Origin of the sequence: Rhizobium esperanzae, from assembly GCF_002204185.1 — a bacterium.
Classification (GTDB): Bacteria; Pseudomonadota; Alphaproteobacteria; order Rhizobiales; family Rhizobiaceae; genus Rhizobium; species Rhizobium esperanzae.
In genome coordinates, this window is sequence record NZ_MXPU01000002.1 from 251,972 (window position 1) to 278,467 (window position 26,496).

Annotated in this window: 21 protein-coding genes, 1 pseudogene and 1 riboswitch; of the genes and pseudogenes, 16 read left to right on the forward strand and 6 right to left on the reverse strand. The window is 61.7% G+C overall.

The annotated features are described in order from the left end of the window. Position 1 precedes the first annotated feature (1 nt). On the reverse strand, positions 2-1,858 hold the full coding sequence (locus tag B5E41_RS03535) for an ABC transporter ATP-binding protein/permease (protein ID WP_088391085.1): 1,857 nt from the start codon (positions 1,856-1,858) through the stop codon (positions 2-4). A gap of 153 nt (positions 1,859-2,011) precedes the next feature. Continuing rightward, positions 2,012-2,089, forward strand: a riboswitch (SAM riboswitch). A 49-nt stretch (positions 2,090-2,138) separates the two neighbouring features. On the opposite strand from B5E41_RS03535, the gene metA reads away from it, so the two are divergent. From metA to B5E41_RS03565, 6 genes are all read left to right on the forward strand, one after another. After that, positions 2,139-3,062, forward strand: a complete 924-nt coding sequence (gene metA / locus B5E41_RS03540) for a homoserine O-acetyltransferase MetA (RefSeq protein ID WP_088391087.1) — start codon at positions 2,139-2,141, stop codon at positions 3,060-3,062. A 119-nt stretch (positions 3,063-3,181) separates the two neighbouring features. Then, positions 3,182-4,204, forward strand: a complete 1,023-nt coding sequence (locus B5E41_RS03545) for an aldose epimerase family protein (RefSeq protein WP_088391089.1) — start codon at positions 3,182-3,184, stop codon at positions 4,202-4,204. 224 nt (positions 4,205-4,428) lie between these two features. Next, on the forward strand, positions 4,429-5,205 hold the full coding sequence (locus tag B5E41_RS03550) for a GntR family transcriptional regulator (RefSeq protein WP_088391091.1): 777 nt from the start codon (positions 4,429-4,431) through the stop codon (positions 5,203-5,205). Then, positions 5,198-6,229 (forward strand): SIS domain-containing protein, encoded by a 1,032-nt coding sequence (locus B5E41_RS03555; protein WP_088391353.1) that lies wholly within the window; start codon positions 5,198-5,200, stop codon positions 6,227-6,229. The genes B5E41_RS03550 and B5E41_RS03555 overlap by 8 nt, the downstream gene beginning before the upstream one ends. Then, a complete protein-coding gene (gene nagA, locus B5E41_RS03560) occupies positions 6,229-7,380 on the forward strand; it encodes an N-acetylglucosamine-6-phosphate deacetylase (RefSeq protein WP_088391093.1) in 1,152 nt (383 codons plus the stop codon). Before B5E41_RS03555 ends, nagA begins: the two co-directional genes overlap by 1 nt. A gap of 17 nt (positions 7,381-7,397) precedes the next feature. Next, complete coding sequence (locus B5E41_RS03565) at positions 7,398-8,126, forward strand: SIS domain-containing protein (RefSeq protein ID WP_088391095.1); 729 nt, start codon at positions 7,398-7,400, stop codon at positions 8,124-8,126. Positions 8,127-8,174: 48 nt separating this feature from the next. On the opposite strand, the gene B5E41_RS03570 is transcribed toward B5E41_RS03565, so the two are convergent. The 4 genes and pseudogenes from B5E41_RS03570 to B5E41_RS03585 form a co-directional block, all read right to left on the reverse strand. Continuing rightward, positions 8,175-9,371, reverse strand: coding sequence for an NAD(P)/FAD-dependent oxidoreductase (locus tag B5E41_RS03570; RefSeq protein WP_088391097.1), 1,197 nt, complete (start codon positions 9,369-9,371; stop codon positions 8,175-8,177). A 54-nt stretch (positions 9,372-9,425) separates the two neighbouring features. Then, complete coding sequence (locus B5E41_RS03575; protein ID WP_088391099.1) at positions 9,426-10,226, reverse strand: amino acid ABC transporter ATP-binding protein; 801 nt, start codon at positions 10,224-10,226, stop codon at positions 9,426-9,428. Between the two features lie 3 nt (positions 10,227-10,229). After that, the gene (locus B5E41_RS03580) at positions 10,230-10,973 is read right to left on the reverse strand and encodes an amino acid ABC transporter permease (protein WP_088391101.1); all 744 of its coding nucleotides are present in this window, start codon (positions 10,971-10,973) and stop codon (positions 10,230-10,232) included. Positions 10,974-10,982: 9 nt separating this feature from the next. Then, a pseudogene (locus B5E41_RS03585) lies at positions 10,983-11,908 on the reverse strand (substrate-binding periplasmic protein). A gap of 146 nt (positions 11,909-12,054) precedes the next feature. On the opposite strand from B5E41_RS03585, the gene B5E41_RS03590 reads away from it, so the two are divergent. Continuing rightward, the gene (locus tag B5E41_RS03590) at positions 12,055-12,729 is read left to right on the forward strand and encodes a GntR family transcriptional regulator (protein WP_088391103.1); all 675 of its coding nucleotides are present in this window, start codon (positions 12,055-12,057) and stop codon (positions 12,727-12,729) included. A gap of 141 nt (positions 12,730-12,870) precedes the next feature. Here B5E41_RS03590 and efp read toward each other — a convergent pair whose 3' ends face one another. Continuing rightward, positions 12,871-13,440: an elongation factor P gene (gene efp, locus B5E41_RS03595; RefSeq protein WP_064696465.1), complete on the reverse strand. Its 570-nt coding sequence runs from the start codon at positions 13,438-13,440 to the stop codon at positions 12,871-12,873. Positions 13,441-13,589: 149 nt separating this feature from the next. Between efp and epmA the strand changes: the two genes are divergently transcribed. From epmA to B5E41_RS03640, 9 genes are all read left to right on the forward strand, one after another. Next, the gene (epmA, locus tag B5E41_RS03600) at positions 13,590-14,651 is read left to right on the forward strand and encodes an EF-P lysine aminoacylase EpmA (protein WP_088391105.1); all 1,062 of its coding nucleotides are present in this window, start codon (positions 13,590-13,592) and stop codon (positions 14,649-14,651) included. Then, positions 14,648-15,706: a lysine-2,3-aminomutase-like protein gene (locus B5E41_RS03605; RefSeq protein WP_088391107.1), complete on the forward strand. Its 1,059-nt coding sequence runs from the start codon at positions 14,648-14,650 to the stop codon at positions 15,704-15,706. Before epmA ends, B5E41_RS03605 begins: the two co-directional genes overlap by 4 nt. Positions 15,707-15,959: 253 nt before the next feature. Further along, positions 15,960-16,211: an acyl carrier protein gene (locus B5E41_RS03610; RefSeq protein ID WP_088391109.1), complete on the forward strand. Its 252-nt coding sequence runs from the start codon at positions 15,960-15,962 to the stop codon at positions 16,209-16,211. Then, positions 16,211-17,392 carry an acyl-CoA dehydrogenase family protein gene (locus B5E41_RS03615; protein ID WP_088391111.1) on the forward strand — a complete coding sequence of 394 codons (1,182 nt, stop codon included), beginning with the start codon at positions 16,211-16,213 and terminating at the stop codon, positions 17,390-17,392. The genes B5E41_RS03610 and B5E41_RS03615 overlap by 1 nt, the downstream gene beginning before the upstream one ends. Before the next feature lie 4 nt (positions 17,393-17,396). Then, a complete protein-coding gene (locus B5E41_RS03620; RefSeq protein ID WP_088391113.1) occupies positions 17,397-18,305 on the forward strand; it encodes an amino acid--[acyl-carrier-protein] ligase in 909 nt (302 codons plus the stop codon). 8 nt (positions 18,306-18,313) lie between these two features. Further along, positions 18,314-19,276, forward strand: coding sequence for a DUF1839 family protein (locus tag B5E41_RS03625; protein WP_088391355.1), 963 nt, complete (start codon positions 18,314-18,316; stop codon positions 19,274-19,276). A 16-nt stretch (positions 19,277-19,292) separates the two neighbouring features. Continuing rightward, positions 19,293-21,773: a beta-mannosidase gene (locus B5E41_RS03630; protein WP_088391115.1), complete on the forward strand. Its 2,481-nt coding sequence runs from the start codon at positions 19,293-19,295 to the stop codon at positions 21,771-21,773. A gap of 41 nt (positions 21,774-21,814) precedes the next feature. Next, complete coding sequence (locus B5E41_RS03635) at positions 21,815-22,993, forward strand: glycosyltransferase family 4 protein (RefSeq protein ID WP_088391117.1); 1,179 nt, start codon at positions 21,815-21,817, stop codon at positions 22,991-22,993. Between the two features lie 191 nt (positions 22,994-23,184). Next, positions 23,185-26,496 carry an alpha/beta fold hydrolase gene (locus tag B5E41_RS03640; protein WP_088391119.1) on the forward strand — a complete coding sequence of 1,104 codons (3,312 nt, stop codon included), beginning with the start codon at positions 23,185-23,187 and terminating at the stop codon, positions 26,494-26,496.

Here is a 26,496-nt window from a genome sequence, read left to right on the forward strand (position 1 = left end):
TCTAAAGCGCCGGCGCGGGCACGGCGGCTGCGCCGGCACTGGCGCTGGCGCCGGTCTGGACGACCTGCTGCTGCGGCTCTTCGGATCTCGAAGGCAGAGCCTGCAGATGCAGCACCCGCGGCTGCAGCGCCTCCAGATAAGTTTCAGAGCGGCCGATATAGATCATGCCGGTTTCCGGCATCGAAGTCAGCACGCTGCACATCGTTTCCTGCCATTCCGGCTCCATGCCCTCGAGCACTTCGTCGAAGATGATCCATCGCGGGCGCACCAGCAGCAGGCGGGCGAAGCCGATCGCCTTCTGTTCATCGCCGTCGAGCAGCTTGTCCCAGCGGGCGCGGGTATCGAGCCTTGCGATCAGAGAGTGCAGGCCGGCTTTTTCAAGGGCGGCCTCGACGGCAGCCTGCTCGTAGGCATCGGGGCTTTCGGGGAAGGCAAGCGCCTCGCGCAGCGTGCCGCCCGGAATATAGGCGATCTGCGGAACGAACAGCATGTCGTCGATCGGCGGCAGACCCATCGTGCCGCTGCCGCACGGCCAGAGCCCGGCCAAGGCCTGAAACAGCAGCTTGCGGTTGACGCTATGATCGCCGTTGATCATGATTTTTTCGCCGGCCTTGATCACGATATCGGTTTCACGCAGGCGAAAACCGCCGCATTCCTCGATGTCTTCGCCGATCTTGGCATTGATCACCACATCCTTCAGCGTGAGCCTGTCGGCGGCGGTGCTTTCATAGGCGATGCTGCCTTTCACGCCAAAGTCCTCGTCCATGTCGAGCAGCGCCTGGCGGAAGTCGGTGACGCGCATCAGCGTGGCACGCCATTCGGCGATTGGGCCGAAATTGGCGACATACCAGCGCAAGGCGGTATTGACCTGGTTGAAGGCGCCGACCGACATCATCAGCTGGCCGAGGGTGAGGCCGCCGGAAAAATAAGCGGGCGCGGCAACGATGATCGGAATGACGATCACCAGCCAGCCGTAGCCGGCCGAAACCCAGGTGAGATTGGTATTGGCCATGGCGAGCCGCTTGACGACCCTCAGTACCGAGCTGATGTCGGTATTGATGCGCCGGCGCTCGTTCTCCTCACCGCGGGCGACGGTGATGGCCGGCATGTTCTCATTGGCATGCATCAGCGTGAAACGCAGCTCGGCCTCCTTCGAGAACCGGTCGGCATTGAGCTTGACCAGCTTGCGGCCGACGACCTGGCTCAGCACTGAGGCGGAAGCGGCATAGAAAATCGCCGCCCAGACCATATAGCCCGGTATGGAGAAGCTGTGGCCGCTGATGCGAAAGATGAAGCCGCTCGACAGCTCCCAGAGCACGCCGATGAAGCTCACCAGAAGGATGGTCGACTGCAAGAGGCCGAGCACGAGTCCCGTCGTGCTTTCGGCGAGGTTGCGGGAATCTTCGTGCAGGCGCTGGTCCGGATTGACGCCGATCAGGCCGCTCGAGGCGAGCCGCAGCGCCCGCTTGCGCTTCAGCCATTGGTCGACAAGATCGCGCGACAGGCCCTCGCGCATATAGAGCGCCGTCATCTGGTTCAGCCAGGCCTGCAGCACGTTGAGCAGCAGCAGCGTGCCGGCAATCATTGCGAAGATTTCGAGCTGGTGGAAGAATTCGCCGAGATCGCGGCGCTCCAGCGAATCGTAAAAGGGGGCGTTCCACTCGTTGAGGATGACCTGGCCATAGGCCGTCACCAGGATAACGAGGATCAGCACGGTCGCCAGAAACAGCACCTTGCCACGCACTTGCGAATTCCAGAATGCTGAGAACATCACCCCGAGGCGATATGTCAGGCTGAAATCATACCCTACTCTATCCTGCTTCCGGATGCCCGGCCTCCCTTCGATCTTATCTGCCATCACGCTTTTCCAACACCGCCCATATTGTCATTATTAACATGGTGACGTTACCGGTCTATCAACAGATTTTATCAGTCATTAAAGTGTGATGATTCTTGACGTGCCGCTCCTGCATGCATTCGGAGTTGATTCGCGGCTCAACTGGGACTAATTAAGGCACTCCGTGGTGATTTGGCCGGCCGGCTTGCAGCCACGTTAAAAAAGTCGCTAAAGGGCCGCGTGCGGACCGGTAGCGATTTTTTCGCCGCCGGTTTTTTATTTTTGATCGAGTTGACCGCAAATGCCCATCAAGATCCCCGATACGCTGCCCGCTTTCGAAACCCTGGTTCAGGAAGGTGTGCGGGTGATGACCGAGACGATGGCGATCCGTCAGGATATAAGACCGTTGCAGATCGGCCTGCTCAACCTGATGCCCAACAAGATCAAGACCGAACTACAGATGGCCCGTCTCGTCGGCGCTTCGCCGCTGCAAGTGGAGCTGTCGCTCATCCGCATCGGCGGCCACAAGGCGAAGAACACATCCGAAGATCACCTGCTCGCCTTCTACCAGACCTGGGAAGAGGTGAAGCAGCGCAAGTTCGACGGCTTCATCATCACAGGAGCGCCGATCGAGCTTCTGCCCTATGAGGACGTTACCTATTGGGCAGAGATGCAGGAGATTTTCAATTGGACGGAGACCAACGTCCATTCGACGATGAACGTCTGCTGGGGCGCGATGGCGGCGATCTATCACTTCCACGGCGTTCCGAAATATGAGCTGAAGGAAAAGGCCTTTGGCGTCTACCGCCACCGGAACCTGAAGCCCGCTTCCGTCTATCTGAACGGCTTTTCCGACAATTTCGAGGTGCCGGTGTCGCGGTGGACCGAGGTGCGCCGCGAAGACATAGAGAAATCCGCAAGCTTGGAAATCCTGATGGAATCCAGCGAGATGGGCGTGTGCCTCGTGCACGAGAAGAGGGGCCGGCGGCTCTACATGTTCAACCATGTCGAATATGATTCCACCTCGCTTTCCGACGAGTATTTCCGCGACGTCGATGCCGGCGTACCGATCAAGATGCCGCACAATTACTTCCCGCATAATGATCCGACGCTTGCCCCGCAGAACCGCTGGCGCAGCCACGCGCATCTCTTGTTCGGCAACTGGATCAACGAGATTTACCAGACGACGCCCTATGACGTCGAAGAGATCGGCATGGATCTCTGAACGGCATTTCTTTCTGACCTGCCCGGTTGCGGTTTGGAGCAAATGCGGGCAGGTTCCGGTCCGGAACCCTATAGCGCCGCACGTCTTTATGGGACGCGCAAAGGAACGGACGGTCGATCATGTCGGATAAGTTGGAGCGGGAAGTTTTCGGGCAGACGAAGGCGGGCGAAACCGTCTATCGCGTCGTCATCAGGGGCGGCGGGCTGACGGCCAAGATCATCACCTGGGGCGCCGTCATCCAGGATCTGCGCCTAGCAGGCCATGAGGCGCCGCTTCAACTCGGCTTCGAGGATTTCGACAGCTATCCCCTCTATTCGGACTATTTCGGCGCGACGCCCGGCCGCTGCGCCAACCGCGTCGGCGGCGGCAGGTTCACGCTCGATGGCAAGGACTATCACCTCGAGCCGAACGAAAACGGCGTCACACATCTGCATGGCGGCAGCGACAATATCGCCAAGCGCAACTGGACGATCGTCGAGCATGAGGCGGACCGCCTGGTGATGAAGATCGTCGATCCCGACGGCCGCGCCGGCTATCCCGGCAATTGCACCATCCAGGCAACGTTCCGGGTGCACGGCAACGGCGAACTGTCGATCACCTACGAATCAACAAGCGATCAGCCGACACTCGCCAATGTCTGCCAGCACGCCTATTTCAATCTCGACGGCCGCGACGATGCGCTGGGCCACGACATCATGATCGCCGCCGATCACTATCTTCCGACCGACGAGAAGCAAGTGCCGACCGGCGAAATCCGGCCCGTTGCCGGCACCGAATTCGATTTCCGTGAGATGGCCCCGATGAAGCGTTTCGTCGGCAGCGAACAGGTGCTCTACGACCATAATTTCTGCCTGTCCCGCGAACGCACCGCCAAGCGGACTGTGGCACTCGCCCGCAGCCTCTATTCCGGCGTGTCGCTGGAAGTGCGCAGCACCGAGCCCGGCGTGCAGTTCTATGCCGGCTTCAAGCTCAATACAGGGGCTCCCGGCCTCGGCGGGCGCAAATACGGCCCGTTCGCGGGCTTCTGCCTGGAGACGCAGGTCTGGCCGGATGCGATCAACCACGAGGGCTTCCCGAATGCGGTCCTGCGTCCGGGCGAGGTGCTGCGCCAGGAGACGGATTATATCTTCACCAAGAGCTGAACGTTCTCGCGATCTTTCAGATTCGCTCCTCGCGCTTTAGGTTTTGCTTTTATGCATGTCGTTATCGCAAAACAGCCCCACACTTTTGCGCGCATGCTCTGAGACGCACGGCTGTCAAATTTGACCGCTATGAACCCTCTTCGGATTGCCGGAGAGGGTTTTTTCTTCTGCGTCTTGCGATTCAGGCTTGCCGATTGGTTCTATATAGGTTCTATTGCGTGTCCATGGATAGAACCAGTCTAGTAGCTGAACTCAATAGACGCGGCCTGCGCGGCGAAGCGCTGGCCGGGCCGCTCTACAAGCGGCTGGCGCAAGCGCTGACCAGCCTCATTCAGGAGGGCTTGCTGAAAGCCGGCACGGCGCTGCCCGGCGAGCGCGACCTTGCCGAGGCTCTCAAGCTCGGCCGCGTCACCGTGCGCACCGCTTATCGCGACCTGATGGCGGCGGGCGCACTGGAATCGCGCCATGGAAGCGGTACTTTCGTATCCGGCAAGGTGGAGCGCATGGAACAGTCGCTCTGGCGGCTTTCCTCCTTCTCCGCCGACATGCGCTCGCGCGGGCGTCTGCCGGCCGCACGCATCTTATCGCGGGAGGTCAACACGCCGTCGCCGGAGGAATCCTTCCTGCTCGGCCTCGGCGGCGACGAACCGGTGCTGAGGCTCGACCGGCTGCGCCTCGCCGATGGCCTGCCGCTGGCGATCGAGCGCGCCGTCGTGCCGGTCAAGTTTCTGGGAGAGAACGCCGGCGGCGAAGGATCGCTCTACGATGCGCTGGCGGCGAGCGGCCATCGGCCGGTGCGTGCGCTGCAGCGGCTGACCGCCGTCACGCTCGATGCCTCCTATGCCGCGATGCTGAACGTCAAAACAGGCGCGCCGGCGCTTCTGATCGAACGTGTCTCGCGCCTGGAAGACCAGCGCGTCGTCGAATACACGCGCTCGCATTATCGCGGCGATGCCTATGATTTCGTTGCCGAATTGAGAATTGGAGATGACCATGAGTGAGAACCAGTCGCTGATGCTGCAGGAAGCCGGCCAATCACCCGAGGTGGTGGCCACGCTTCTCGACAAGGAAAAGCCGGTCTTTGCCGAGATCGCCCGGCTGTTTTCGTCCGCCCGCCCGAGCGTCGTGACGACGGCGGCGCGCGGCTCCTCGGACCACGCTGCCACCTTCTTCAAATATCTGTTCGAGATCACCTGCGGCGTCCCGGTCGCCTCGGTCGGCCCGTCGATCGCTTCCGTCTACGGCGCGGTCCTGCACCTGAAGGGCGGCGTGCATTTCACCGTTTCGCAGTCGGGCGCGAGCCCGGATATCATCGCCTTGCAGGAGGCGGCGAAGAAGGGCGGCGCGACGACGATCGCCGTCGTCAATGTCACCGATAGCCCGCTTGCCAAGCAGGCCGATATCGTTCTCGGCCTCAATGCCGGCGCGGAAAAGAGTGTGGCGGCGACGAAATCCTTCATCGCCTCCGTCGCCGCCCTTTCCGGCGTGACGGCTGCGATCGGCGGCGCATCCGACCTGCAGGCAGCGTTGGAAAAACTGCCGGAGGCGCTTTCGGCGACGGCCGGCATCGACACGGCGGCAGCCGAGGAGGTGCTGTTCCATGCGACCTCGCTCTATACCGCCGGCCGCGGCCCGGCCTTCGCGATCGCGCTCGAGGCGGCCCTGAAGGCCAAGGAGACCTCCGGTCTGCATGCCGAGGCCTTTTCATTGGCGGAACTGATGCATGGCCCGATGCGGCTGGTGCAGCCGGGCTTTCCGATCGTCGCCTTTGCGCCTGACGATGCGGCCTTCGCCAATAACGGCAAGGCGCTGGAACGCCTGCAGAAGCTCGGCGCCACCACCGTCGGCTTCTCCACGCAGCCGCTTTCGGGCATCAATCTGCGCGTGCCGACGACGGGCAACGGCCTCGTCGATCCGCTGGTGTCGCTGCTCGTCTACTACCGGCTGATCGAATCGGTGACGCGCCGCAAGGGCTTCGATCCCGACAAACCCGCAAACCTGCTCAAGGTGACGGAGACGGTCTGATGGTCCGCAAGATCTTCACTGGCGCCCGGATCTTCGACGGCGGGCGCTTCCATGACGACAAGGCACTCATCGTTGCCGACGGCCGCGTCGAAACGATCGTCGCGGGAAACGACCTGCCCGATGGCGAGACGGTAACCCTTGAAGGCGGTATCCTGTCGGCGGGCTTCATCGATGCGCAGGTCAATGGCGGCGGCGGACGGATGCTGAACGATGAGCCCTGTCCGGCGTCGATGGATATCATCGCCGGCGGGCATCGGCCCTACGGCACGACGTCGCTGCTGCCGACTTTGATCACCGATACATCGGAGGCGACCAATGCCGCCATCGAGGCGGCGAAGGAGGCTGTAAAAGAGAACCGCGGCGTCGCCGGCCTGCATCTAGAAGGCCCGCACCTGGCGCCCGCCCGCAAGGGCGCGCATCTGGCCGAGCTAATGCGGCCGGTGGAGGATCGCGACGTCAAGGCCTTCATCCGGGCACGTGAGTCGATCGGCACGCTGCTCGTCACCATCGCGGCCGAGCAGGTGACGGTCGCTCAGGTGCGCAAACTTGCGGAAGCCGGCGTTACCGTCAGCATCGGCCATTCCGATTGTTCGAGTGAGGCGGCGGAGGAACGTTTCGATGCCGGAGCGCGCGGGGTCACGCATCTCTTCAACGCCATGAGCCAGATGGGACACCGCGCCCCCGGCCTCGTCGGCGCGGCCATCGATCACCCCGCAACCTGGTGCGGCATCATTGCCGACGGCCATCACGTCGATCCGAAGGCGCTGCGCACGGCGCTGCGCGCCAAACGCGGCGAAGGCAAGTTGTTCTTCGTCACCGACGCGATGTCGCTTGTCGGCTCGCAGCAGGACTCGTTCACGCTGAACGGCCGCACCGTCCGGCGCGAAAGGGGCGGCTTCTGCTCGAAGCTGGTGCTTTCCGACGGAACGCTCGCCGGCTCCGACGTCGATATGATTTCGTCGATCCGCTACGGCGTCGCCTATCTCGACCTGACGCTCGCCGAGGCGCTGCGAATGGCGACCCTCTATCCCGCCCGTTTCCTGAGACTTGCCGATCGCGGCCATCTTTCACCGGGCGCGCGTGCCGATCTTGTCCATCTCACCGATGCGCTCACCGTCTCCGCCACCTGGCTTGCCGGCGAAGTGGTCTGAATTCAAGGAGAAGTAGGATGACCGACATTACCGATGCCTATTTCTCCAACCTGATCGGCCGGCTGGAAGAGCTGAAGCAGACGCTTGCCGGACCGATGGCGCAGGCTGCGGCGGTCATTCTCGACGCCGCCCGCGGCGACAAACGCGTCTATGTCTTCGGTACCGGCCATTCGCATATGCTGGCGGAAGAGGTGCACTATCGTGCCGGCGGGCTCGCCTTCACCGTGCCGGTGCTCGTCGGCTCGGCCATGCTGCACGAGGGGGCGGTGATCAGCTCGGTCTATGAGCGCACACAGGGCCTGGTGCGGCCGATGCTGGAGCGTTACGGAATGCAGCCGGGCGACGTCATCATCATTGCGTCGAATTCGGGCGTGAACGCCGCGCCGATCGAGGCCGCCGACTACGCCCGCGACATCGGCGCGAAGGTGATCGCCATCACCTCGATCGCCTATTCCTCAGCGATCGCCAATGGCCGCCGCCGGCTCGCCGACGTCGCCGACGTGGTGCTCGACAACGGACTGCCGCCAGGTGATGCCGTTGTCGATCTTGAAGGAACAGGACTTCGGGTCGGGCCCGTCTCGACGGCGGTCGGGGTGACCATCATCAACGCGATCTTTGCCGAAGTCGCCTCGGAGCTTTCCAAGTCAGGCAATGCGCCGGTTTATCTCAGCGCCAACATGCCGGGTGCAGCCGAGATCAATCAGAAGCTCGTCAAGAAATACCGGCCGCGCAACCCGCATCTGTGAAAAAGCGGATAAAGCCTGCCGCTGTCGCAGGCAGGATTCGTGAGGCGATCAAGCTGCGAGAATTGAGCTGACCATGCGGGCCGTCCGCGGTGCCAGCGTCAAGCCGATATGGCCGTGTCCAAAAGCAAACACGACGTCCCTTCCTCCTCTTGACGGCCGGATGACGGGAACGGAATCGGGCATGGAAGGGCGAAAGCCCATCCAGCTCCGGCTTGGTTCACCAAGCGTCGGGAAAATCCTGCGGGCGTTTGCCAATAGCACTTCGAGGCGCCGTGGATTCGGAGGCGCGGTGAGGCCTCCGAATTCCACCGTGCCGGCCACGCGCAGGCGGCCACGCATCGGACAAAAGTAAAATCCATGATGCGTCGGGCACACCGGTCGTTCCACCGGCGGTGCTTCCATATCGAACTCGAGGTGATAACCGCGCTCGGTATCCAGGGGGACCCGCTCTCCGAGCTGCAGAGCCAGGCGGCGGGAATGTGCGCCGGCAGCGATGACTGCCGCTCGGGCATGAATGCTGCGGCCTGAAGCCATCATCTTCACTCCATTCCGCTCGCGCGAAATAGTCGTCACGGCGGCTCGGACGAACTCGACGCCCGCTTGTCTGGCGGCGGCTTCCATGGCGCTCATGACCTCGCCGGGATCGGTGAAGTTTATCGCTTTCGGAAAGAAAAGCCCGCCGCCATGGACCTGCGGCAGCCGAGGCTCCAGGCTTTGCACCTCGTCGGGAGTGAGGAGCTGCTGCGCGATTCCGTAGTTTCGGCGAAGCTCGATATCCGAAGCGGCCGCCTTGAAGGCCTCGGGCGTTTGGTAGAGATAGAGGCATCCCCTCGCGCTCAAGAGATCGGATGCGCCGATCTCTGCTGCAAGCTCGAGCCATTCCGATGAAGCGTCGGACAGAAGGTCGGCGATACGGCTGGTATTGTCTCTGTATCTGTGAGGGAGGGATTCGTAGGCAAAACGCATCAGCCATGGAAACAGCGTCGGCAATGCCGCCTTGCGGATGGATAGCGGGCTGTCGGAGTTGAGAAGCAGTGAGGCCAGGTTTTTAAGGACAGTGGGCGTGCCCACGGGAATGATTGCATAATCGGCGATCGTTCCGGCGTTGCCGTAAGATGCTCCCGAACCGGGTTTGTTGGGTTCGATCACCACGACATCGCGACCGTCGGCACACAGCCGCAGAGCGGTTGCCACGCCGATCACGCCGCCGCCGATGACGGCGATATCTGTTGTTAGCTTGTTCATCGGAGGTGGATTTATCTTAGAGAAACGACGCTTGGATGCCGACCCGACCAAGGGCTAGCCTGGGGAAGCGTAGCGCGCGACATAGGCAGCCGTGCGTGCTTCCGTTGGACGGTCGAGCACATCTCCGGCGGTTCCCTGCTCGATGATAAGACCACCATCGATGAACACGACCCAGTCCGACACTTCCTTTGCAAAGGGCAGCTCGTGGGTGACCAGGATCATCGTCATGCCGTCGGCGGCCAGTTCGCGCATGACGCGGAGTACTTCGCCGGTCGATTCAGGATCGAGCGCCGACGTCGGCTCGTCGAACAGCAACACTGTTGGTTCCAGCGCCAGGGCGCGTGCAATCGCGACACGCTGCTGCTCGCCGCCTGACATCTGTTCCGGATAGGCCATCGCCCGTTTGGCAAGGCCCACTCTCGTCAGAAGTTTCACGGCCCGTTCCACAGCCTGTGTCTCGCTGATCCCGGCTGCGTGCATCTGAGCGAGAACGACGTTCTCCACCGCCGTCAGATGCGGGAACAGATTGAAACGCTGGAACACCATGCCGACACGTTGCCGAAGCTTTGCAAGGTTGCGGCAGGTCACCTTGCCATCGGCAAAGATCGTTTCATCGCCGACAGTGATCGTTCCCTGATCGGGACGCTCAAGCAAATTGACGCAGCGCATGAGGGTGGTCTTTCCTCCACCGCTCTGGCCAATGATGCTCACGATTTTGCCAAGCGGGATCTCGAGGTCGACGCGATCGAGCACCAGGCGCCCGTCGAAAGACTTGCGCAACCCGCTGATTTCGACAGCAGGGGGACGGACCGGCTGCTTTGGCACAAAGGCAGTTTTGGCAGGAGTGGCCGTCATGGGTCAGACCTTTCCCTCGGCGAGATAGGTCCTGGCTAACCTGAGCCGGCGCCTTCTGGCCAATGACAATGGCACACCAGCTTGGATCTTGCGCTCCAGCAGAAGCAGACATTGCGACACCGGATAACAGATAGCGAAATAGATGGCCGAGATCACGAGATACACTTCAAGCGCCCGGAATGTTTCCGATGCGATCAACTGCGCCTGCGTCATCAAATCGGCAGCGGAGATCGTGACAAGCAGCGAGGTCGACTTGATCAGATCGACGAACATCGTGTTCGTACCGGGAAGCGCCAGGCGCACCGCCTGCGGCAGGACGACATGGGTGAAAGTCTTGCCGCGCCCTAACCCGAGAGCTTGAGACGCCTCTTGCTGTCCTTGGTGCACGCCGGCGATAGCTGCCCGAAAGATCTCGGACAGGTAGGCAGCGTAGAAGAGCACCAGGCTCAACACTCCGGCCTCGAAAACCTCCAGCCTAATGCCCACGGAGGGCAGGCCGAAATAGGTGAGGAAAATGATCGCCAGAAGCGGTACGTTTTTGAAGAGCTCGGTGTAGAACGCCGCAGGGATGCGGACCAGTCGCAGCCGGTTGAGCCTCATCAGCGCAAGTATAAGACCAAGGATCGTCGCGCCGACGAAGCTGACCACGGTATAGCCGAGGGTCTTCAGCAGACCTCCGGCAATGTTTCCGACGTATTCGTTCCAGGGAACCTGGAAGATGTCGGTGAAGGATGACAACGCCGTCATGCTTCGATCTCACTTCGCCACGGAAGGCGGGTTCCAGTCGGCCGGACGGTCGACGCCGCGCCGCTGTGCCGCCATCTCGGGCGATGGGACCAAGAACTGCTGGGGATCGCCGCCCCATTTCGTGATCAAAGCCGCAAGGGACCCGTCCTTGTACATGCCGTCGATCTGATCGGAAACAGCCTTGGCCAGCTTCGGCGACTGCTTGGGAAGGTAGAATCCGGTCATGTAGGCTTGAAAATATTTGTAATCGGGATGGGCGGCGACCTGTTCGTCTGTCGGCGGTTTCAGATATTCGATGCGGACCTTCATGTCGGGGCGCTGCTGCTGTTGATAGGTGATCAGCAGCGGATCGAGAAAGCCGACGTCCAGGCGCCCGGCAGAAATATCCTGGAACACACTATCGGCGCTCGGGAACGTATGGGGTGATGCGTTGGGCACCTGAGCGATGGATTTCGCCCAGACATAGCCGGTGACGGTGCCGAGATTTTTGCCTTCCAGGCTCGCAACATCGGGAAAGCTCGCCGTGCCGCTTACCGCCATGGCCGGCGGCGAATAATACGGCGGGTCCGTGAACAAGCCGACTTTCTGGCGAGCGTCGGACCACGCGATTCCGCCAATGGTTATATCGGCCCGCTGCGTCTGGACGGAAGCCAGCATGCCTGGAAAGTCGGTGACGTTGATTTCGATCTTGAGGCCGAGCTTATCGGCTATGGCTGTCAAGATGTCGCTGTCGAGGCCGATGAGCTTTCCATCCTTGACCGCCGTATAGGGCATGTAAGGCTGGACCTAACGACGAGCGTGCCCGGCTTCATCAACTCCAGATCGTCGGCGTTCGCATGGAATGGCACAGCCGTCGCAAACAGCCCCAAACTCAAGATCGCCGCGGCAATGATCCCATTCGCCTGCGATTTTTTTGTCAATTCAGCATGTTTCATTTGAAACCCCTCTTTGTGGTTATATATTGCTGATATATTGACAATATGCAGACAAGATACGAAGTCAAGCAGATTCGTTGAGCGCCTTTATCTGGGCGGAGCAACCTCTAGCTATGCGGAAATGGACAGAGAGGAACACGCTGAATATGTCGGCATTCGAAGTGGATTACGAAGCGGCTGAAGCAACGCTGGCGGAGCGGACCTATATTCGGCTGCGCGACGACATCATCACGACACTGCTTCCTCCGGGCACGCTTCTGCGGGAAGCCGATCTTATGAAACGCATGGAAGTCGGGCGCACCCCGGTCCGGGAGGCGCTTCAGCGTCTGCAATATGACGGATTCGTTGTCGTCAGCGCGCGGCGCGGCACATTTGTCAGCAAGATCGATATCAATGATCTTACTGCGGTTTACGAGGCGCGGGCACGGATCGAGTCCTGGGCGACCCGGTTAGCAGCGGAAAGGCTGCGCGAGTTTGAGCGGCAAGAAGCGCGGCTGCTGATTGATGAACTCAAGCAAACGACCGGTCCGATGGCGCTGGAAGATATTCTTGCCCTGGATCGGCGGGTTCACCGCTTCATTTACAAAGTGGCGAAGAACTCTTTCCTGTTCGATACCTTGGATCACTACCATAATCTGTCGCTGAGAATCCTTTACGTCGCCATGAAACGCTTTCCGACTCTGGTGCCGCGCCTTGAGGACGTCTTGCATGATCAGGTTCTCATGCTTGAGGCGGTATGCAGAGGGGATGCAGATGAGGCTGAAAAGATCGCAATGGCTCATGTCATGAGCTTCGAGAGCGAGGTCCGAAAGGTTATCTGATTTCGGCTCTAGGAATTAGATCCAGCTTTGGCTGAGCGAAGATACTTCCGGCAGAATGAGCGGTCATCGACACCTGCCTGAAGTCCAGATTTCAGTGAGAGGCCGACGTGAGCCGGCCTCCTCGACGGATAAAAACCAGGATCAGTCCTTGGCGCGTTCGACGTAGGAATTGTCTTCCGTCGCGATGACGACGCGGGTGCCGGCGTCGATATGCGGCGGCACCGATGTGCGGATGCCGTTGGAGAGCATGGCCGGCTTGTAGGAAGAGGATGCCGTCTGGCCCTTGACGACCGGTTCCGTCTCGACGATCTCGAGCGTGACGTGGCGCGGCAGTTCGAGTGCCAGCGGAATGCCTTCGTGGATCGACAGGATGCAGGTCATGCCTTCCTGGAGATAGGCCTTCTGATCGCCCATAGTTTCCGCGCTGACGACCACCTGGTCGTAGGTCGCCGGGTTCATGAAGTGGAAGCCTTCGCCATCTTCATAGAGGTACTGGAAGTTGACGTCTTCGACGAAGGCGCGCTCGACCTGTTCGGTGGTGCGCCAGCGCTCGGAGACCTTCACGCCGTCGACGATGCGGCGCATGTCGACCTGAGTGACCGGCGTGCCCTTGCCCGGATGAAAGTTCTGGGCGGTGAGAACGACGTAGAGCTTGCCGTCCACGTCGAGAACGTTGCCCTTGCGGACCGAAGAGGCGATGACCTTGACCATAAGACTTCCTTGTAACTCGGCTTTCGGCGTCGTAGAGGACTGTCGAGACGCCCCGAAGACGCAAATGTTTTTCTTTGGGGGCGCAACTAACCTAAAATCCGGGAAATAGCCACCCCCCATACCGGCTTCTCCGGCGAAGAAAGCTTGGAATGAATTTTTCGGCCAAAGCGTCCCCCTGGTGGACCCCGTCCGTGCACGCCGATCGCCGCCCGTTCCTGATCGGGCGCAACGCGATTCAGGCGGCATTGCGCGGGTTTTTCGCGCGCGAGGATTTCATCGAGGTCGATACGGCGGTGCTGCAGGTTTCGCCCGGCAACGAAGCGCATCTGCATGCCTTCGCGACGCAGGCGATAACGACGGACGGTCAGACGGCGCCGTTCTACCTGCACACCTCGCCGGAATTCGCCTGCAAGAAGCTGCTTGCGGCCGGCGAGGAGCGCATCTCCTGTTTTGCCCATGTCTACCGCAACCGCGAACGCGGGCCGTTGCACCATCCCGAATTCACCATGCTCGAATGGTATCGGGCCGGTGAAAGCTACGAGAGCCTGATGATGGATTGCGTGCGGATCCTGGCGCTGGCGGCAGAAACGGTAAAGACGCCGGTGTTCGCCTATCGCGGCGCCGAGAGCGATCCCTTCGCGGGACCGGAGCGGATCAGTGTCGCCGAAGCCTTCGAGCGTCATGCCGGTATCGATCTTCTCGCTTCCGTCGCTGCTGACGGATCGACCGATCGCGATCATCTGGCGGCCGAGCTCAAGCGCGTCGGCATGCGTGTCGCCGAAGACGACGGCTGGGCCGATCTGTTCAGCCGGGTGCTGGTCGAAAAGATCGAGCCGCATCTCGGTTTCGGCCGCATCACCATCCTCGACGAATATCCTGTCTCTGAGGCCGCACTTGCACGTCCCTCGGCGCGCGACCCCCGGGTTGCCGAGCGTTTCGAGCTCTATGCTTGCGGCGTCGAGCTTGCCAACGGCTTCGGCGAACTCACCAATGCTGCCGAGCAGCGCCGGCGCTTCGAGATCGAGATGGCCGAGAAGGCGCGTATCTACGGCGAGACCTATCCGATCGACGAGGATTTTCTCGCCGCGCTGTCGCTGATGCCCGAGGCAAGCGGCATCGCGCTCGGCTTCGACCGGCTGGTGATGCTGGCGACGGGAGCGTCGCGCATCGATCAGGTGCTGTGGGCGCCGGTCGCGGAGTGCGGAAGATGAATGCCGTCAAACCGGTCAAAAACGTCGACGATCTGGTGAAGGCCGGGCTTGCCGCGCCTGCCGACCGCGCAGCGCTCGAGGCGGTGGCCGCCCGTTACGCAATTGCCCTGACGCCTGCCATCACCACACTGATCGATCGCAACCATCCCAACGACCCGATCGCCCGGCAATTCGTGCCTGACACCGCCGAACTCATCGTCGCGCCGGAAGAACGTGCCGATCCGATCGGCGATCACGCTCATAGCCCGGTCGAGGGCATCGTGCACCGTTATCCCGATCGGGTGCTGCTGAAAGCCGTGCATGTCTGCCCGGTCTATTGCCGCTTCTGCTTCCGCCGCGAAATGGTCGGGCCGCAGGGCCTCGGCACGCTCGATGCGGCGGCGATGGAGGCGGCTTTCGATTACATCAGGAGCCATCAGGAGATCTGGGAGGTCATCCTGACCGGCGGCGACCCGCTGGTGCTTTCGCCGCGCCGGCTCCGCGAGATCATGGAGGCGCTCGCTGATATCTCGCATGTGAAGATCGTGCGTTTTCACACGCGCGTTCCCGTCGTCGATCCGGAGAAAATCGACGCGGCGCTTATCGCCGCGCTGAAAGCGAGCAGCAAGACAGTCTATGTGGCGCTGCACGCCAACCATGTCAGAGAATTGACGGCGGAAGCGCGTGCGGCATGCGCGCGCCTTATCGATGCCGGAATCGCCATGGTCAGCCAATCGGTGCTGCTCAAGGGTGTCAACGACGATCCCGCAATTCTTGCCGAACTGATGAAGGCTTTCGTCGAGACCCGTGTCAAACCTTATTACCTGCATCATCCCGATCTCGCGCCGGGCACTAGCCATTTCAGGCTGACGATCGAGGAGGGGCAGAGGATCGTGGCGGCGCTGCGCGGACGGATTTCCGGTCTTTGCCAGCCGACCTACATCCTCGATATTCCGGGCGGTCACGGCAAGGCCGTCGTCAGCGGAAGTAGCATCCGGCCGACGGGCGACGGCTGTTATTCCGTTTCGGATTACCGCGGCGGCGAGCATTGCTATCCGCCCACTGACGAGGCTTAGCGGCTTTCCGTATCATTTCTGTACTCGCGGCGCCGGAAGCTGTATCGAGCATTATCGCCGAAATGATCTTAGCCGATTGATATAAAATAAATATTCGCGCCCTCTCCGGAAGGATCGCTAAAATCCTAACCATGAGGAACAATCATCTTTAACCCAACAAATTAGCGGAATGTTCTGTTTTCCGCACTAAAAGAACGCTCATGACAAGGCGATGAACGCCGGTTCGGGATCATGAGAATCTTGGAGTGATGGGATGAATAAGACAATCCGCGACCTCGTAGCCAAATTCGGCAAACTTCCTACGTCGGTCGACCAGATCGCCGACGACGCCGATCTTTATGCGGCAGGTCTGACGTCCTTTGCCTCGGTGCAGCTCATGCTCGGCATCGAAGAGGCCTTCGACATCGAGTTTCCCGACAATCTGCTGAACCGCAAATCCTTCGCGAGCATCTCGGCCATCGCCAAGACGGTCGATATCATCCAGGCTGGTCGGAAGGTCGCCTAATGAACTTCTCCGTCAAGATCATAGAGGACGGTCTTGTCGCAAGGGTCGCCCGTGTCGCCGAAGTTGCGGCAAGACATGCGGAGGCCGTCGACGTCGAAGGCCGCTTTCCCCAGGAAGCCGTGGATGCGATGAAGGCCGAAAGGCTGCTCGGCATCCAGGTGCCGCGCCATCTCGGCGGTGAATCGGCCTCGATCACCGAAATCGCCGAATTGTGCTCGATGCTGGGCCAGGCCTGTGCCGCAAGCGCCATGGTCTTCGCCATGCACCATATCAAGCTGTCGAGCCTCGTCGAGCACGGCGCCGAAAACGAGTGGCATTGCGGCTTCATGCGCCGCATCGCAGCCGAACAGTTGCTGATCGCATCGGCCACCACCGAGGGTGGCATCGGCGGCAACCTTCGCAACAGCATTTGTGCGATCGAGGTCGACGGCGATACTTGCCGCCTCGAAAAGGATGCGACCGTCATTTCCTACGGCTCGCATGCCGACGCCATCCTCATCACTTCGCGCAGCCATCCGCAGGCAGCCTCTTCCGATCAGGTGCTGACGGCCTTCCTCAAGGACCAGTATACGCTCGAAAAAACGCATGCCTGGAACACGCTCGGCATGCGCGGCACCTGTTCCGACGGTTTCCTCTTCAAAGGCGAAGCGCCGGCTCGGCAAATTCTGCCGAAGCCTTTCGCCGAGATCGCCGCGCAATCCATGCTCGCTTCCTCGCATCTGCTCTGGAGCGGCGTCTGGTACGGCATCGCGGTCGACGCAGTCGCCCGCGCACAGACATTCGTCCGCGCCGCTGCCCGCAAGGCCCCCGACGCCCAGCCGCCGGGCGCGCTGCGCCTCGCCGAGGTCTCGAACCTGCTACAGATGGTGAAATCCAATGTCGTGGCCGGGCTCAAGGCCTATGAAGACGCCAAATCAGATCCGGACCGGCTGTCGTCGATGGGTTTTGCCGTGGCGATGAACAACGTCAAGATCGCTTCTTCCGAGACGATCCTGGAGATCGTCAACCACGCCATGCTGATCTGTGGCATCATGGGCTACAAGAACGGCACGCCCTTCAGCCTCGGACGCCATCTGCGCGACGCCCATTCCGCACAGCTCATGATCTCCAACGACCGCATCCTCGGCAACACGTCGAGCATGCTTCTCGTCCATAAGCAGGACACTAGCCTACTGGGGTAAAGCCATGGATATGCAGACCTCGTTTCTCGACCGGCTCTTCGAGTCCGGTCTGCTGATCGATACCGGCGTTGACGGTCTCTATGGCCGCAGCGGCCAGTTCGAAGATGTCATCACCGCCTTCGAACGGCTGATCGACAGGTTCGGCGGTGCCGACGGCGCCGAAGCGATGCGTTTCCCGCCCGGCATGAACCGTGCGCTCTTCGAAAAGAGCGGTTACATGAAGAGCTTTCCGCAGCTTGCCGGCACGGTGCACAGCTTCTGCGGCAGCGAGCTCGATCATATGAGCCTGCTTGAATGCATGGAGGTCGGCGAGGACTGGACCAAGGACCAGCAAGCGACCGATATCGTGCTGACGCCAGCCGCCTGCTACCCGCTTTATCCAACCGTCGCCAAGCGCGGCAACCTGCCGAAGACGGGCGGCCTGTTCGATCTGCAGTCCTACTGCTTCCGCCATGAACCGTCGAAGGATCCGGCCCGCCAGCAGCTGTTCCGCATGCGCGAATATGTCTGCATGGGAACGGAGCAGCACGTCACCGATTTCCGCCAGCGCTGGATGGACCGCGGCGTCGAGATGATGAAGCAGGTCGGCCTCGACGTGACCATCGACGTTGCCAACGATCCGTTCTTCGGCCGCGCCGGCAAGATGATGGTCAACAATCAGCGCGACCAGAACCTGAAATTCGAGCTGCTGATCCCGATTACCTCAGTGGCCAAGCCGACCGCCTGCATGAGCTTCAATTACCATCAGGACTCCTTCGGTCTGAAGTGGGGCCTCAATCTCGAAGACGGCAGCGTCGCGCATACCGCCTGCGTCGGCTTCGGCCTGGAGCGTATCGCGCTCGCCCTCTTCCACCACCATGGCCTCGACGTAAAGGAATGGCCGGCCAGCGTACGGAAAACGCTGTGGGGCTGATGACGGCGATGACATCGGTCTTCCCGGGAATCAGCCCGGAAACCTACCGGCAGCACGCGCTGCATTCCGGCGAACGTGCATGGCCGGAAACCAACTGCTATGTCGATCTCTGGATCGAAGTGCTGGCGACATCGGGCGTCGCCCCCGAGGCGATGCTGGGTTTTACCCTGGCGCAGGATTTCGAGGGCGACCAGTTCACCTTCTTCAAAGTGCCGCTCGAAGATCTCGAAGCGCTCTACGGCATCCGCGCGACCGAGCTTGCGATCTACGACCGCGTCGAACGGCATGTCGAAGTGCAGCTCGCGCGCGGTCGTCTCTGCCTGATCGAGATGGATTCCTTCTATATGCCGGATACGCGCGGCACCGCCTACCGGCAGGAGCACGGCAAGACGACGGTTGCGATCAACCGGCTTGATGTTGCGGCAAAGCGCGTCGAATATTTTCACAACGCAGGCTATTTCCAGCTCGGGGGTGAGGATTTCGACGGGCTGTTCCAGCTGCAGCTGACGGAAAGCGATCCGCCGTTTCTGCCCTATACGGAATTTGCGCGGCTTCCGGAAAAGCCCGCCGACGAAGCGCATCTTCGCGCGACCGCGCGGCGGCTTGCCGGTTTTCACTTCGCCAGGCGCCCCCGCCAAAACCCGATCCGCGCCTTCGCCCGCGTCTTCCCGCAACAGGTGGAAGCGGTGGCGGAGCGGCCGTTCGGTTTCTTCCACAAATATGCCTTCAACACGCTCCGTCAGGCGGGCGCCAATTTCGAGCTGGCGGCTGATTATCTGACCTGGCTGTCCTCAACCGAATTCACGGCGGCCGCCGAGGATGCCCGGCGCATTTCCGACGCGGCGAAATCCGTGCAGTTCCAGCTTGCCCGCGCTATCGCCCGCAGGAAGTTCGAGCCGCTGCAGGCAGCCCTTGATCCGGCCGCCGATGCATGGGATTCCATGATGGCATCGCTTGCGGAGCGAATCTGAGGCCGGAGATCAGACAATGCGGGGGCGTTTGGCAAGCATCGGAGCCCGGGAAAGCATGCTTTCCGAAGGCTGGAACCTGATCCTGACGGAGCCGGGCGCCTGCGCCGTACCCCACGATATTCATCTTTCCGCGCAGTTTATTCCTGCGCCCGTTCCCGGCACCGTTGCGGCCGCACTTGAAAAAGCCGGGCTCTTCGACCGGGAAAATCCCGAACCGCTGAATATGAAGGACGCTTGGTACCTGTGCCGGCTTTTTGATGCCGAGCCCGGCGAAGCCATCCTGCGGTTCGGCGGGCTGGCCACGATTTGCAATGTCTTCCTCAACGGTCAGGAAATCCTCTTTTCCGAAAGCATGTTCACGGCGCATGAGCTCCCGGTGACGCTTTCGGGCGGCGACGAGCTGGCGCTCTGCTTCCGGGCGCTCGGTCCCCGGCTGTCCGAACCCGGCCCGCGGGCGCGCTGGCGGCCGCAGATGATCACGCCGGCGGGCCTGAAGAATTTCCGCACGACACTGCTCGGCCATATGCCGGGCTGGTGCCCGGATATCCATGCGGTCGGGCCGTGGCGGCCGATTTCACTGGTGCAACGCGATACCATATCGATCGATAATGTCTCCATCCGCGCGGTCCTGGAAGAGAGCGGCGTCGGCCGGCTGAGCGTCTCCTTGCATAACAATGCCGGGGGCCCAGCGATGCTGCTGCGCTGCGGCGGCATGGAACAGCCCTTCGAGAAGATCGGCGAAAATCATTACTCGGCTATCCTCAAGCTGTCCGACATCGAGCCCTGGTGGCCGCATACACACGGCACTCCGCGCCTCTATGATCTGACGCTGGTTTCCGACGGCGAGGAATATTCGCTCGGGAGCACCGGCTTCCGGCGCATCGACGTCGACCGCGGTGCGGATGGCGAAGACTTCGCGCTCCTTGTCAACGGCGAGCGAGTCTTCTGCCGCGGTGCGGTCTGGACGACCGCCGATATTGCGCGGCTGCCGGGCGGGCGGGCGGATTATGAGCCGTTCCTGCAGCTTGCCTGCCAAGCCGGCATGAACATGATCCGCATCGGCGGCACCATGGTTTACGAGACGCCCGATTTCTTTGCGCTCTGCGACGAGCTCGGCCTGCTCGTGTGGCAGGATTTCATGTTCGCCAATTTCGACTATCCGCGCAACGACAAGGCCTTTCTCGGCCATGTACATGCCGAGATCGAGGAATTCCTGTACGGCGTCCAGGCGTCGCCTTCCCTTGCCGTCCTCTGCGGCGGCAGCGAGATCCATCAGCAGGCGGCAATGCTCGGCCTGCCAATGGAATTCTGGAGTGGACCGGTGACCGACGAAATCATCCCGGCCATTGCCGCGCGCATGCGTCCCGACGTGCCCTATGTGCCGAATTCACCCTACGGCGGAGCGATGCCCTTTTCGCCCAATGCCGGCATTGCGCATTATTACGGCGTCGGCGCCTATATGCGGCCGATTGCCGATGCCCGCCGCGCCGATGTGCGCTTTGCCTCCGAAAGCCTCGCCTTTGCGCATGTGCCGCAGCAAAGGACGCTGCAGCGCCATCTCGACGTGCCCGCCGTGCATAGCCCGCAGTGGAGGGCGCGGGTGCCCCGCGACCGCAGCGCATCGTGGGATTTCGAGGATGTTCGCGACTTTTATCTCGAGCTTCTCTACGATTTCGACCCGGCCCGGCTGCGCCGCGAAGATCCGGAACGGTATCTCGACTTTTCCCGTGCCGTGACCGGCGAGGTGATCGAAGAGACCTTCGCCGAATGGCGGCGCAAGGGCTCCGGCTGCAACGGAGGGCTGGTCTGGACGCTGCAGGACCTGTTGCCCGGCCCCGGCTGGGGCGTGATCGATTCCACCGGCGAGCCGAAACCTGTCTGGTATGCGATGCGACGTGCCTTCCGGCCGGTTCAGGCGGTCTTCACCGATGAGGGAACCAACGGTCTCGACGTGCATGTCGTCAACGAGACGGACACCGACCTCGATCTGGAACTCGAGGTCGTCTGCCTGCGTGATGGAAAACAGCAGGTCGTCAGCGGCAACATGGCTTTCAAGCTCGCGGCAAGAAGCGCGGAACGCCTTGCCGCGACCACGCTGTTCGGCGCCTTCTTCGATACGACCTATGCCTTCCGTTTCGGCCCGCCGGCGCATGATGCAAGTGTGGCGCGCCTGCGATCCCTCGCCGATGGCGCCGTTCTCGCCGAGAGCTTCCATTTCCCCTGCGGACGCGGAAAAGCACTGCACGACGCCGGCATCGAGGCGTCACTCGGCAGAGACGGCGACAGCTGGGTCATCGATCTCAGGACCGACCGGTTGGCGCAATCGGTGCATATCGACGTCGAAGGCTACAGGGCCGACGACGACTGGTTCCACCTTGCTCCCGGCCGGGTGCGGCGCGTGAAGCTCTCCGCGCTGTCCGGCACGGAGAGCGATGTTCCGCCGACGGGCGAAATCAGAAGTCTAGGCAGTTCGCGCCGCATCGGGTTCGCGGGCTGAGGCTCGCAGGGAACGATGCAAGCTCACCGAAAGATCGTAATTTGAGAACGGTATACCGCTATCTACGCGCCCATATCCTGCAGCAGTTGATCCCGCGGTCGCGCCTCGCCTTCAACCCGCGCAAGCCGGTCGAAATCGTCGGCTATCTCTCTATGCCCGTTGGTGTCGGTGAATCGGCAAGGCTCTGTGCCGGGGCGCTTTCCCAAGCGGGACGGGCGATTTCGCTCTCAGACGTCAGCACGCACCCGGACGAAAAATCCTTTGCCGGCTGGGCGTCTTCGCACCGTTCGACCGAACCGCCGGGAAGCCGTATCTGGCATCTCAATCCGCCGATGCTGCCGCGCGCCATCCTGAAGATGGGTGTCACCAAATTCACCCGTGCTTTCAACATCGGTTATTTCGCCTGGGAGCTTGAAGTCGTGCCGGCGGAGTGGCGCAACGGGTTGCGTTACATGAATGCCGTCTTCGTGCCCTCGGAATTCACCAGGCGGACGATTGCGCCGCTGACGGCGGCGCCCGTTATCGTGGTTCCGCATCCCGTAACCGAGAAGCCGGCGGCAGAGGGCATGCGGAAGAAATTCGGCATCGACAAGGACGCCTTTCTCGTCAGCTTCATCTTCAGCGCCGGTTCCTCGATCAACCGGAAGAACCCGCAAGCCGTCATCGAAGCCTTCAGGCTATTCAGCGCTGAATGCCCGAGCGCCTTCCTGTTGATGAAGGCGAGCGGCAACATCGACAAGGATGAGAGCTTGCGCGAACTGATCGCTTCGGTCGCCGGCGATCCCCGCATCAGGATCATCACCGACAAGCTCTCGAACGCCGAGATCAACGGCCTTATCCGCTCTTCCAATGCCTATCTCTCGCTGCATCGCTCGGAAGGTTTCGGGCTGACGGTAGCCGAGGCGATCATGCATTGCACCCCGGTCATTTCAACCGACTGGTCGGGCACGGAAGATTTCTGCGATCCTGAGAACAGCTGGCTGGTCGCCTCTCCCCTCATTCCCGTCGTCGATTCTCATCCCGAATTTGCGGCGCTGCCGGGCGCGGTCTGGGCGGATCCCTCTCCTGAAATCGCGGCCGCGCATCTTGGCGATATCTTCCGTGCGCCCGAGCGAGCACGGGAGAAGGCCGGGAAGGCACGGGAGTTCCTGCTGCGCTACCTCGCAGAGAACAGTTATGAGAAGGCGCTCCAGAAGCTGGCGGCGATGCAGGCCAGCTAAGGTGAGGTCGCCACTCCGCGTTATTTTAACATTTTCGCATTAGTGATGACGGGCATGCGGCTGCAAAGCATGTTGCGCAAAAGTGTGCAGCAGTTTTGCGATAGCGACATGCGTAAAAACAAAAACCTAAAGCGCGAGGAGCGAATCTGAAAGATCGCGACGCGTTTTAGGCTGATCCCGCGGATGGACAGATGTCGAAGGGTATTATCGCAAATTCGGTGATGAACGCGGCGGCAGGCATGCTGCTGCTGCTGACGGGCTTCGTCTCCTCGATCATCACCGCGCGTCTGCTTGGACCGGAGGCCAACGGCATCGTCGCCTTCTCGCTGTGGCTGGTGATGACGGGCGCCTCCATCGCCGAGCTCGGCTCCAGCATCACGCTGCTGAAGACCCTGCCGCAGCTTTCGGCGGAGGGCTATGACGCGGGACGCCGGAGAGGCTTTGCCGCCATCCTCGTCAGCTTCATGATGTTTTCGACGGTGCTGCTGCTGGCGCTCTACGCCCTGTTCTTCCTGACCTCCGAGGAGATGCACTGGGCGAAAACCGCGCCTTCCGTCGCGCTCGTCACTGGCGTGCTGTTCTTCGTCCAGGCGATCGGATCTTTCGTCAAATTCTACCTGATCGGCGAAAAGAGGCTGGGCAGCTTCTTCAAACTGACCGTCGCCGTCTCTACCCTACAGCTCGCCGGCGTCGCCGTCGGCGCCGTCCTCTACGGGGTCGAAGGCGTTCTCGTCGGCTATGCGCTCGGCCAGCTCGTGCTGTTTTTCGCCACAATGCCGATCCTTCTTGCACGGCGCGACTGGTGCGGGGTTTCACTGAGGTACCTCGCCTCCTCCTCCATTATCCTGTCGATCCAGTTCATCATTGATTCCATTTTCCTCAACCGGCTTGAACTGCTCTTCCTGCAGCAGTTCTGGTCTGTGGAGATGGTCGGCTATTATGCCGTCGGCCTGTCGATCGCCAACATCGCACTGCAACTGCCGATCCAGATGACCGGCAGCCTGCTGCCCTACTATTCCGAACGGCGGCACAGCAGCGACGATTCGACCTTGCCGGTCGAGGTCTTCGCCGCCGTCACCCGCAGCATGGCCTATATCGTGCTGCCGATGAGCCTCGGGCTGGCCGCGATCTCCAGCGAACTGGTGCTCGTCGTGTTCGGGGAAGCCTTCCGCCGCAGCGGCACGGTGGTCGCGCTGCTCGCGCTCGTCGCTCCCGCCTACACCTTTATGCAGATCCTCAGCCTCTATCTGCTGTCGATGGACCAGGCCCGCTCCCGCCTCAACATCAGCGTGATAGGTGGCCTCCTCATGGTAGCGGGTTGTTTACTGATCGTACCTAGGCTTGCCGCCGAGGGGGCCGCAATCGTACGCATTCTCGTGTTCGTTGCGATGTCGGTGATGATGATCAGACAGACAGGATTCGGGTCCCAGCTCTCGGGTCTCTACGCAAGCCTGACGAAGGTGACGCTGGCCTCCATCTTGTGCGCCTGCGCGGCGATTTCAGTGCTGGAATTCGTCCATGGCCCGATCGGTCTTATCCTAGCGATCATCGCCGGCACGCTCGCACATTTCGCCGCACTCCGCGTGCTGCGCGCCGTGCCCGCCGAGGATGTCGAGGTCATGCGCTCCATTGTCGAAAAGATGCCGTCGGCGCTGCGGCGGCCGGTCGGCCGCGTGATCGACTTCATTGCGCCGGGGCGCCCCGGCGATCCCGACCGCGCCAAGGTCGCGCCTGGCGAATTTTCGCTCGAACCGGCCGAAGGTGCGGGACGCAGCGCCGCCCTGCCCGTGGTCTTCGATGGCACGATCGGGCTGTTCATGCCGGAAAATCCCGAAGCCGGGAAACGCTCGGCCGCGGTGCTCTTCGTCAGCCCCTGGGGCTTTGAGGAAATGTGCAGCCGCAAGTTCTTCCGCGTCGCGGCCGAACATTTCTCCGATATCGGCGTACCCAGCCTGCGCTTCGATTACCGCGGCACCGGCGATGCGCTCGATTTCGGTGCGCTTCCGGCAAGGCTGGAAACCTGGGAAAACTCGATCCGCGCGGCGGCCGCCAAGCTGAAATCGCTGACCGGCCGCGACCGCATCATCCTGATCGGCCAAGGTCTTGGCGCAACCCTTGCCCAGCGCATCGGCTCCTCGATCGAGGGCCTCGACAGCCTCGTCATGCTGGCACCGGTGCTGAGCGGCCGCGCCTATATGCGTGAACTCAACATGTGGTCGAAGATCATCGACGCCGATCTCGGCCTCGGCCAGCAGCACGTGCAGGCTGCAAAGGTGCAGATCGCCGGGCTTGTCATGCCGGAAGAGATCGCCGCCGAGCTCGGCAAGCTCAACATCGCCGTGCCGCAGGGGCTCGCGGCGTCCCGCTACCTGATCCTCGAACGTCCGGTCAGGGCCGAAGATACCGGCTTTGCCGATGCGCTGCAGGCGCTTGGCGCCAATGTCGAGCAGAAAGTGTTCGACGGCTATGACGAGCTCGTCACCAATCCGCTCTTCGCCAAGACACCCATTGATGTCGTCGAGCTTCTGACGGATTGGCTGAAGACGGCGACGGTGGAGACATCGGCCGCTCATTCGCCGGCAGCGGTCGAAACGACATCGCTTGCCGGCGAAGGCTTCGCGGAAACGCCGGTGCGTTTCGGAAGTCACGATCATCTGGTCGGTGTCGTCAGCCGGCCGCTCGGCGAGATCAAGGGCAATGCCGTGCTCTTCCTGTCGACCGCCTATGACCGGCATGCCGGCTGGGGACGGACGACGGTAGACATGGCGCGCGAACTCGCCCGCCATGGCGTCGTGTCGCTGCGCTTCGATTCCGCCAATGTCGGCGACAGTCCGCCGCGGCCGGATGCGCCGGAGCAGGTGCTTTATTCGATGACGCAGACCGACGATGCGATCGCCGCGCTCGATCTGCTCGAAAGCGTCGTTGCCGGCCCCGTCATGGTCGCTGGCCGCTGCAGCGGCGGCTATGTCGCCTTCCGCGCCGGCGTCGCCGACGAGCGGCTGAAGGCGGTCGTCTCGATCAATCCCTTCGTCTATTACTGGGATCCGAAGGTGCCGGTGCGCCGCGAGCATGTCGTCTCCGTTCCCCGCAGCCTCGACGATTACGGTCAGCGCCTGGCGCGGCTCGACACGCTGAAGCGGCTGCTGCGCGGTCAGGTGGACGTGGTGTCGGCGCTGCGCAATATCGTCATCGCCGGCGGCCGGCGACTGTCGCCCTTCGTCGCGCCGCTGCTCGAACTGCTTCCCGACCGGCGCCATATCGCCCGCGAGGTCCGACAGTCCTTCGCGCTGTTCGGCAGGCGCAAGGTGCCGCTGACGCTGATCTACAGCGAAGGCGACGTCGGTCTCGATCATGTCTATTTCCATTTCGGCCCGCGCGGCGCCAGGCTCTCCCGCTACCCAAACGTGCGGCTGCTCATGCTGCCGGATGCGGACCACAATCTGACGCCGCCGCAATCGCGCAAATTCGTCCTCGACGAGATCATTCGCCTGGCGAGAGCGTAA

Excerpts from the sequence above, each read along its gene's own strand:
- B5E41_RS03565 (WP_088391095.1), top strand. The coding sequence starts at position 7,398 with ATGACCGACATTACCGATGCCTATTTCTCCAACCTGATCGGCCGGCTG.
- metA (WP_088391087.1), top strand. The coding sequence starts at position 2,139 with ATGCCCATCAAGATCCCCGATACGCTGCCCGCTTTCGAAACCCTGGTT.
- B5E41_RS03590 (WP_088391103.1), top strand. The coding sequence starts at position 12,055 with ATGTCGGCATTCGAAGTGGATTACGAAGCGGCTGAAGCAACGCTGGCG.
- B5E41_RS03610 (WP_088391109.1), top strand. The coding sequence starts at position 15,960 with ATGAATAAGACAATCCGCGACCTCGTAGCCAAATTCGGCAAACTTCCT.
- B5E41_RS03570 (WP_088391097.1), bottom strand. The coding sequence starts at position 9,371 with ATGAACAAGCTAACAACAGATATCGCCGTCATCGGCGGCGGCGTGATC.
- nagA (WP_088391093.1), top strand. The coding sequence starts at position 6,229 with ATGGTCCGCAAGATCTTCACTGGCGCCCGGATCTTCGACGGCGGGCGC.
- B5E41_RS03575 (WP_088391099.1), bottom strand. The coding sequence starts at position 10,226 with ATGACGGCCACTCCTGCCAAAACTGCCTTTGTGCCAAAGCAGCCGGTC.
- B5E41_RS03580 (WP_088391101.1), bottom strand. The coding sequence starts at position 10,973 with ATGACGGCGTTGTCATCCTTCACCGACATCTTCCAGGTTCCCTGGAAC.
- B5E41_RS03535 (WP_088391085.1), bottom strand. The coding sequence starts at position 1,858 with ATGGCAGATAAGATCGAAGGGAGGCCGGGCATCCGGAAGCAGGATAGA.
- B5E41_RS03555 (WP_088391353.1), top strand. The coding sequence starts at position 5,198 with ATGAGTGAGAACCAGTCGCTGATGCTGCAGGAAGCCGGCCAATCACCC.
- B5E41_RS03545 (WP_088391089.1), top strand. The coding sequence starts at position 3,182 with ATGTCGGATAAGTTGGAGCGGGAAGTTTTCGGGCAGACGAAGGCGGGC.
- B5E41_RS03630 (WP_088391115.1), top strand. The coding sequence starts at position 19,293 with ATGCGGGGGCGTTTGGCAAGCATCGGAGCCCGGGAAAGCATGCTTTCC.
- B5E41_RS03625 (WP_088391355.1), top strand. The coding sequence starts at position 18,314 with ATGACATCGGTCTTCCCGGGAATCAGCCCGGAAACCTACCGGCAGCAC.
- efp (WP_064696465.1), bottom strand. The coding sequence starts at position 13,440 with ATGGTCAAGGTCATCGCCTCTTCGGTCCGCAAGGGCAACGTTCTCGAC.
- B5E41_RS03620 (WP_088391113.1), top strand. The coding sequence starts at position 17,397 with ATGGATATGCAGACCTCGTTTCTCGACCGGCTCTTCGAGTCCGGTCTG.
- B5E41_RS03550 (WP_088391091.1), top strand. The coding sequence starts at position 4,429 with ATGGATAGAACCAGTCTAGTAGCTGAACTCAATAGACGCGGCCTGCGC.
- B5E41_RS03605 (WP_088391107.1), top strand. The coding sequence starts at position 14,648 with ATGAATGCCGTCAAACCGGTCAAAAACGTCGACGATCTGGTGAAGGCC.
- B5E41_RS03615 (WP_088391111.1), top strand. The coding sequence starts at position 16,211 with ATGAACTTCTCCGTCAAGATCATAGAGGACGGTCTTGTCGCAAGGGTC.
- epmA (WP_088391105.1), top strand. The coding sequence starts at position 13,590 with ATGAATTTTTCGGCCAAAGCGTCCCCCTGGTGGACCCCGTCCGTGCAC.
- B5E41_RS03640 (WP_088391119.1), top strand. The coding sequence starts at position 23,185 with ATGTCGAAGGGTATTATCGCAAATTCGGTGATGAACGCGGCGGCAGGC.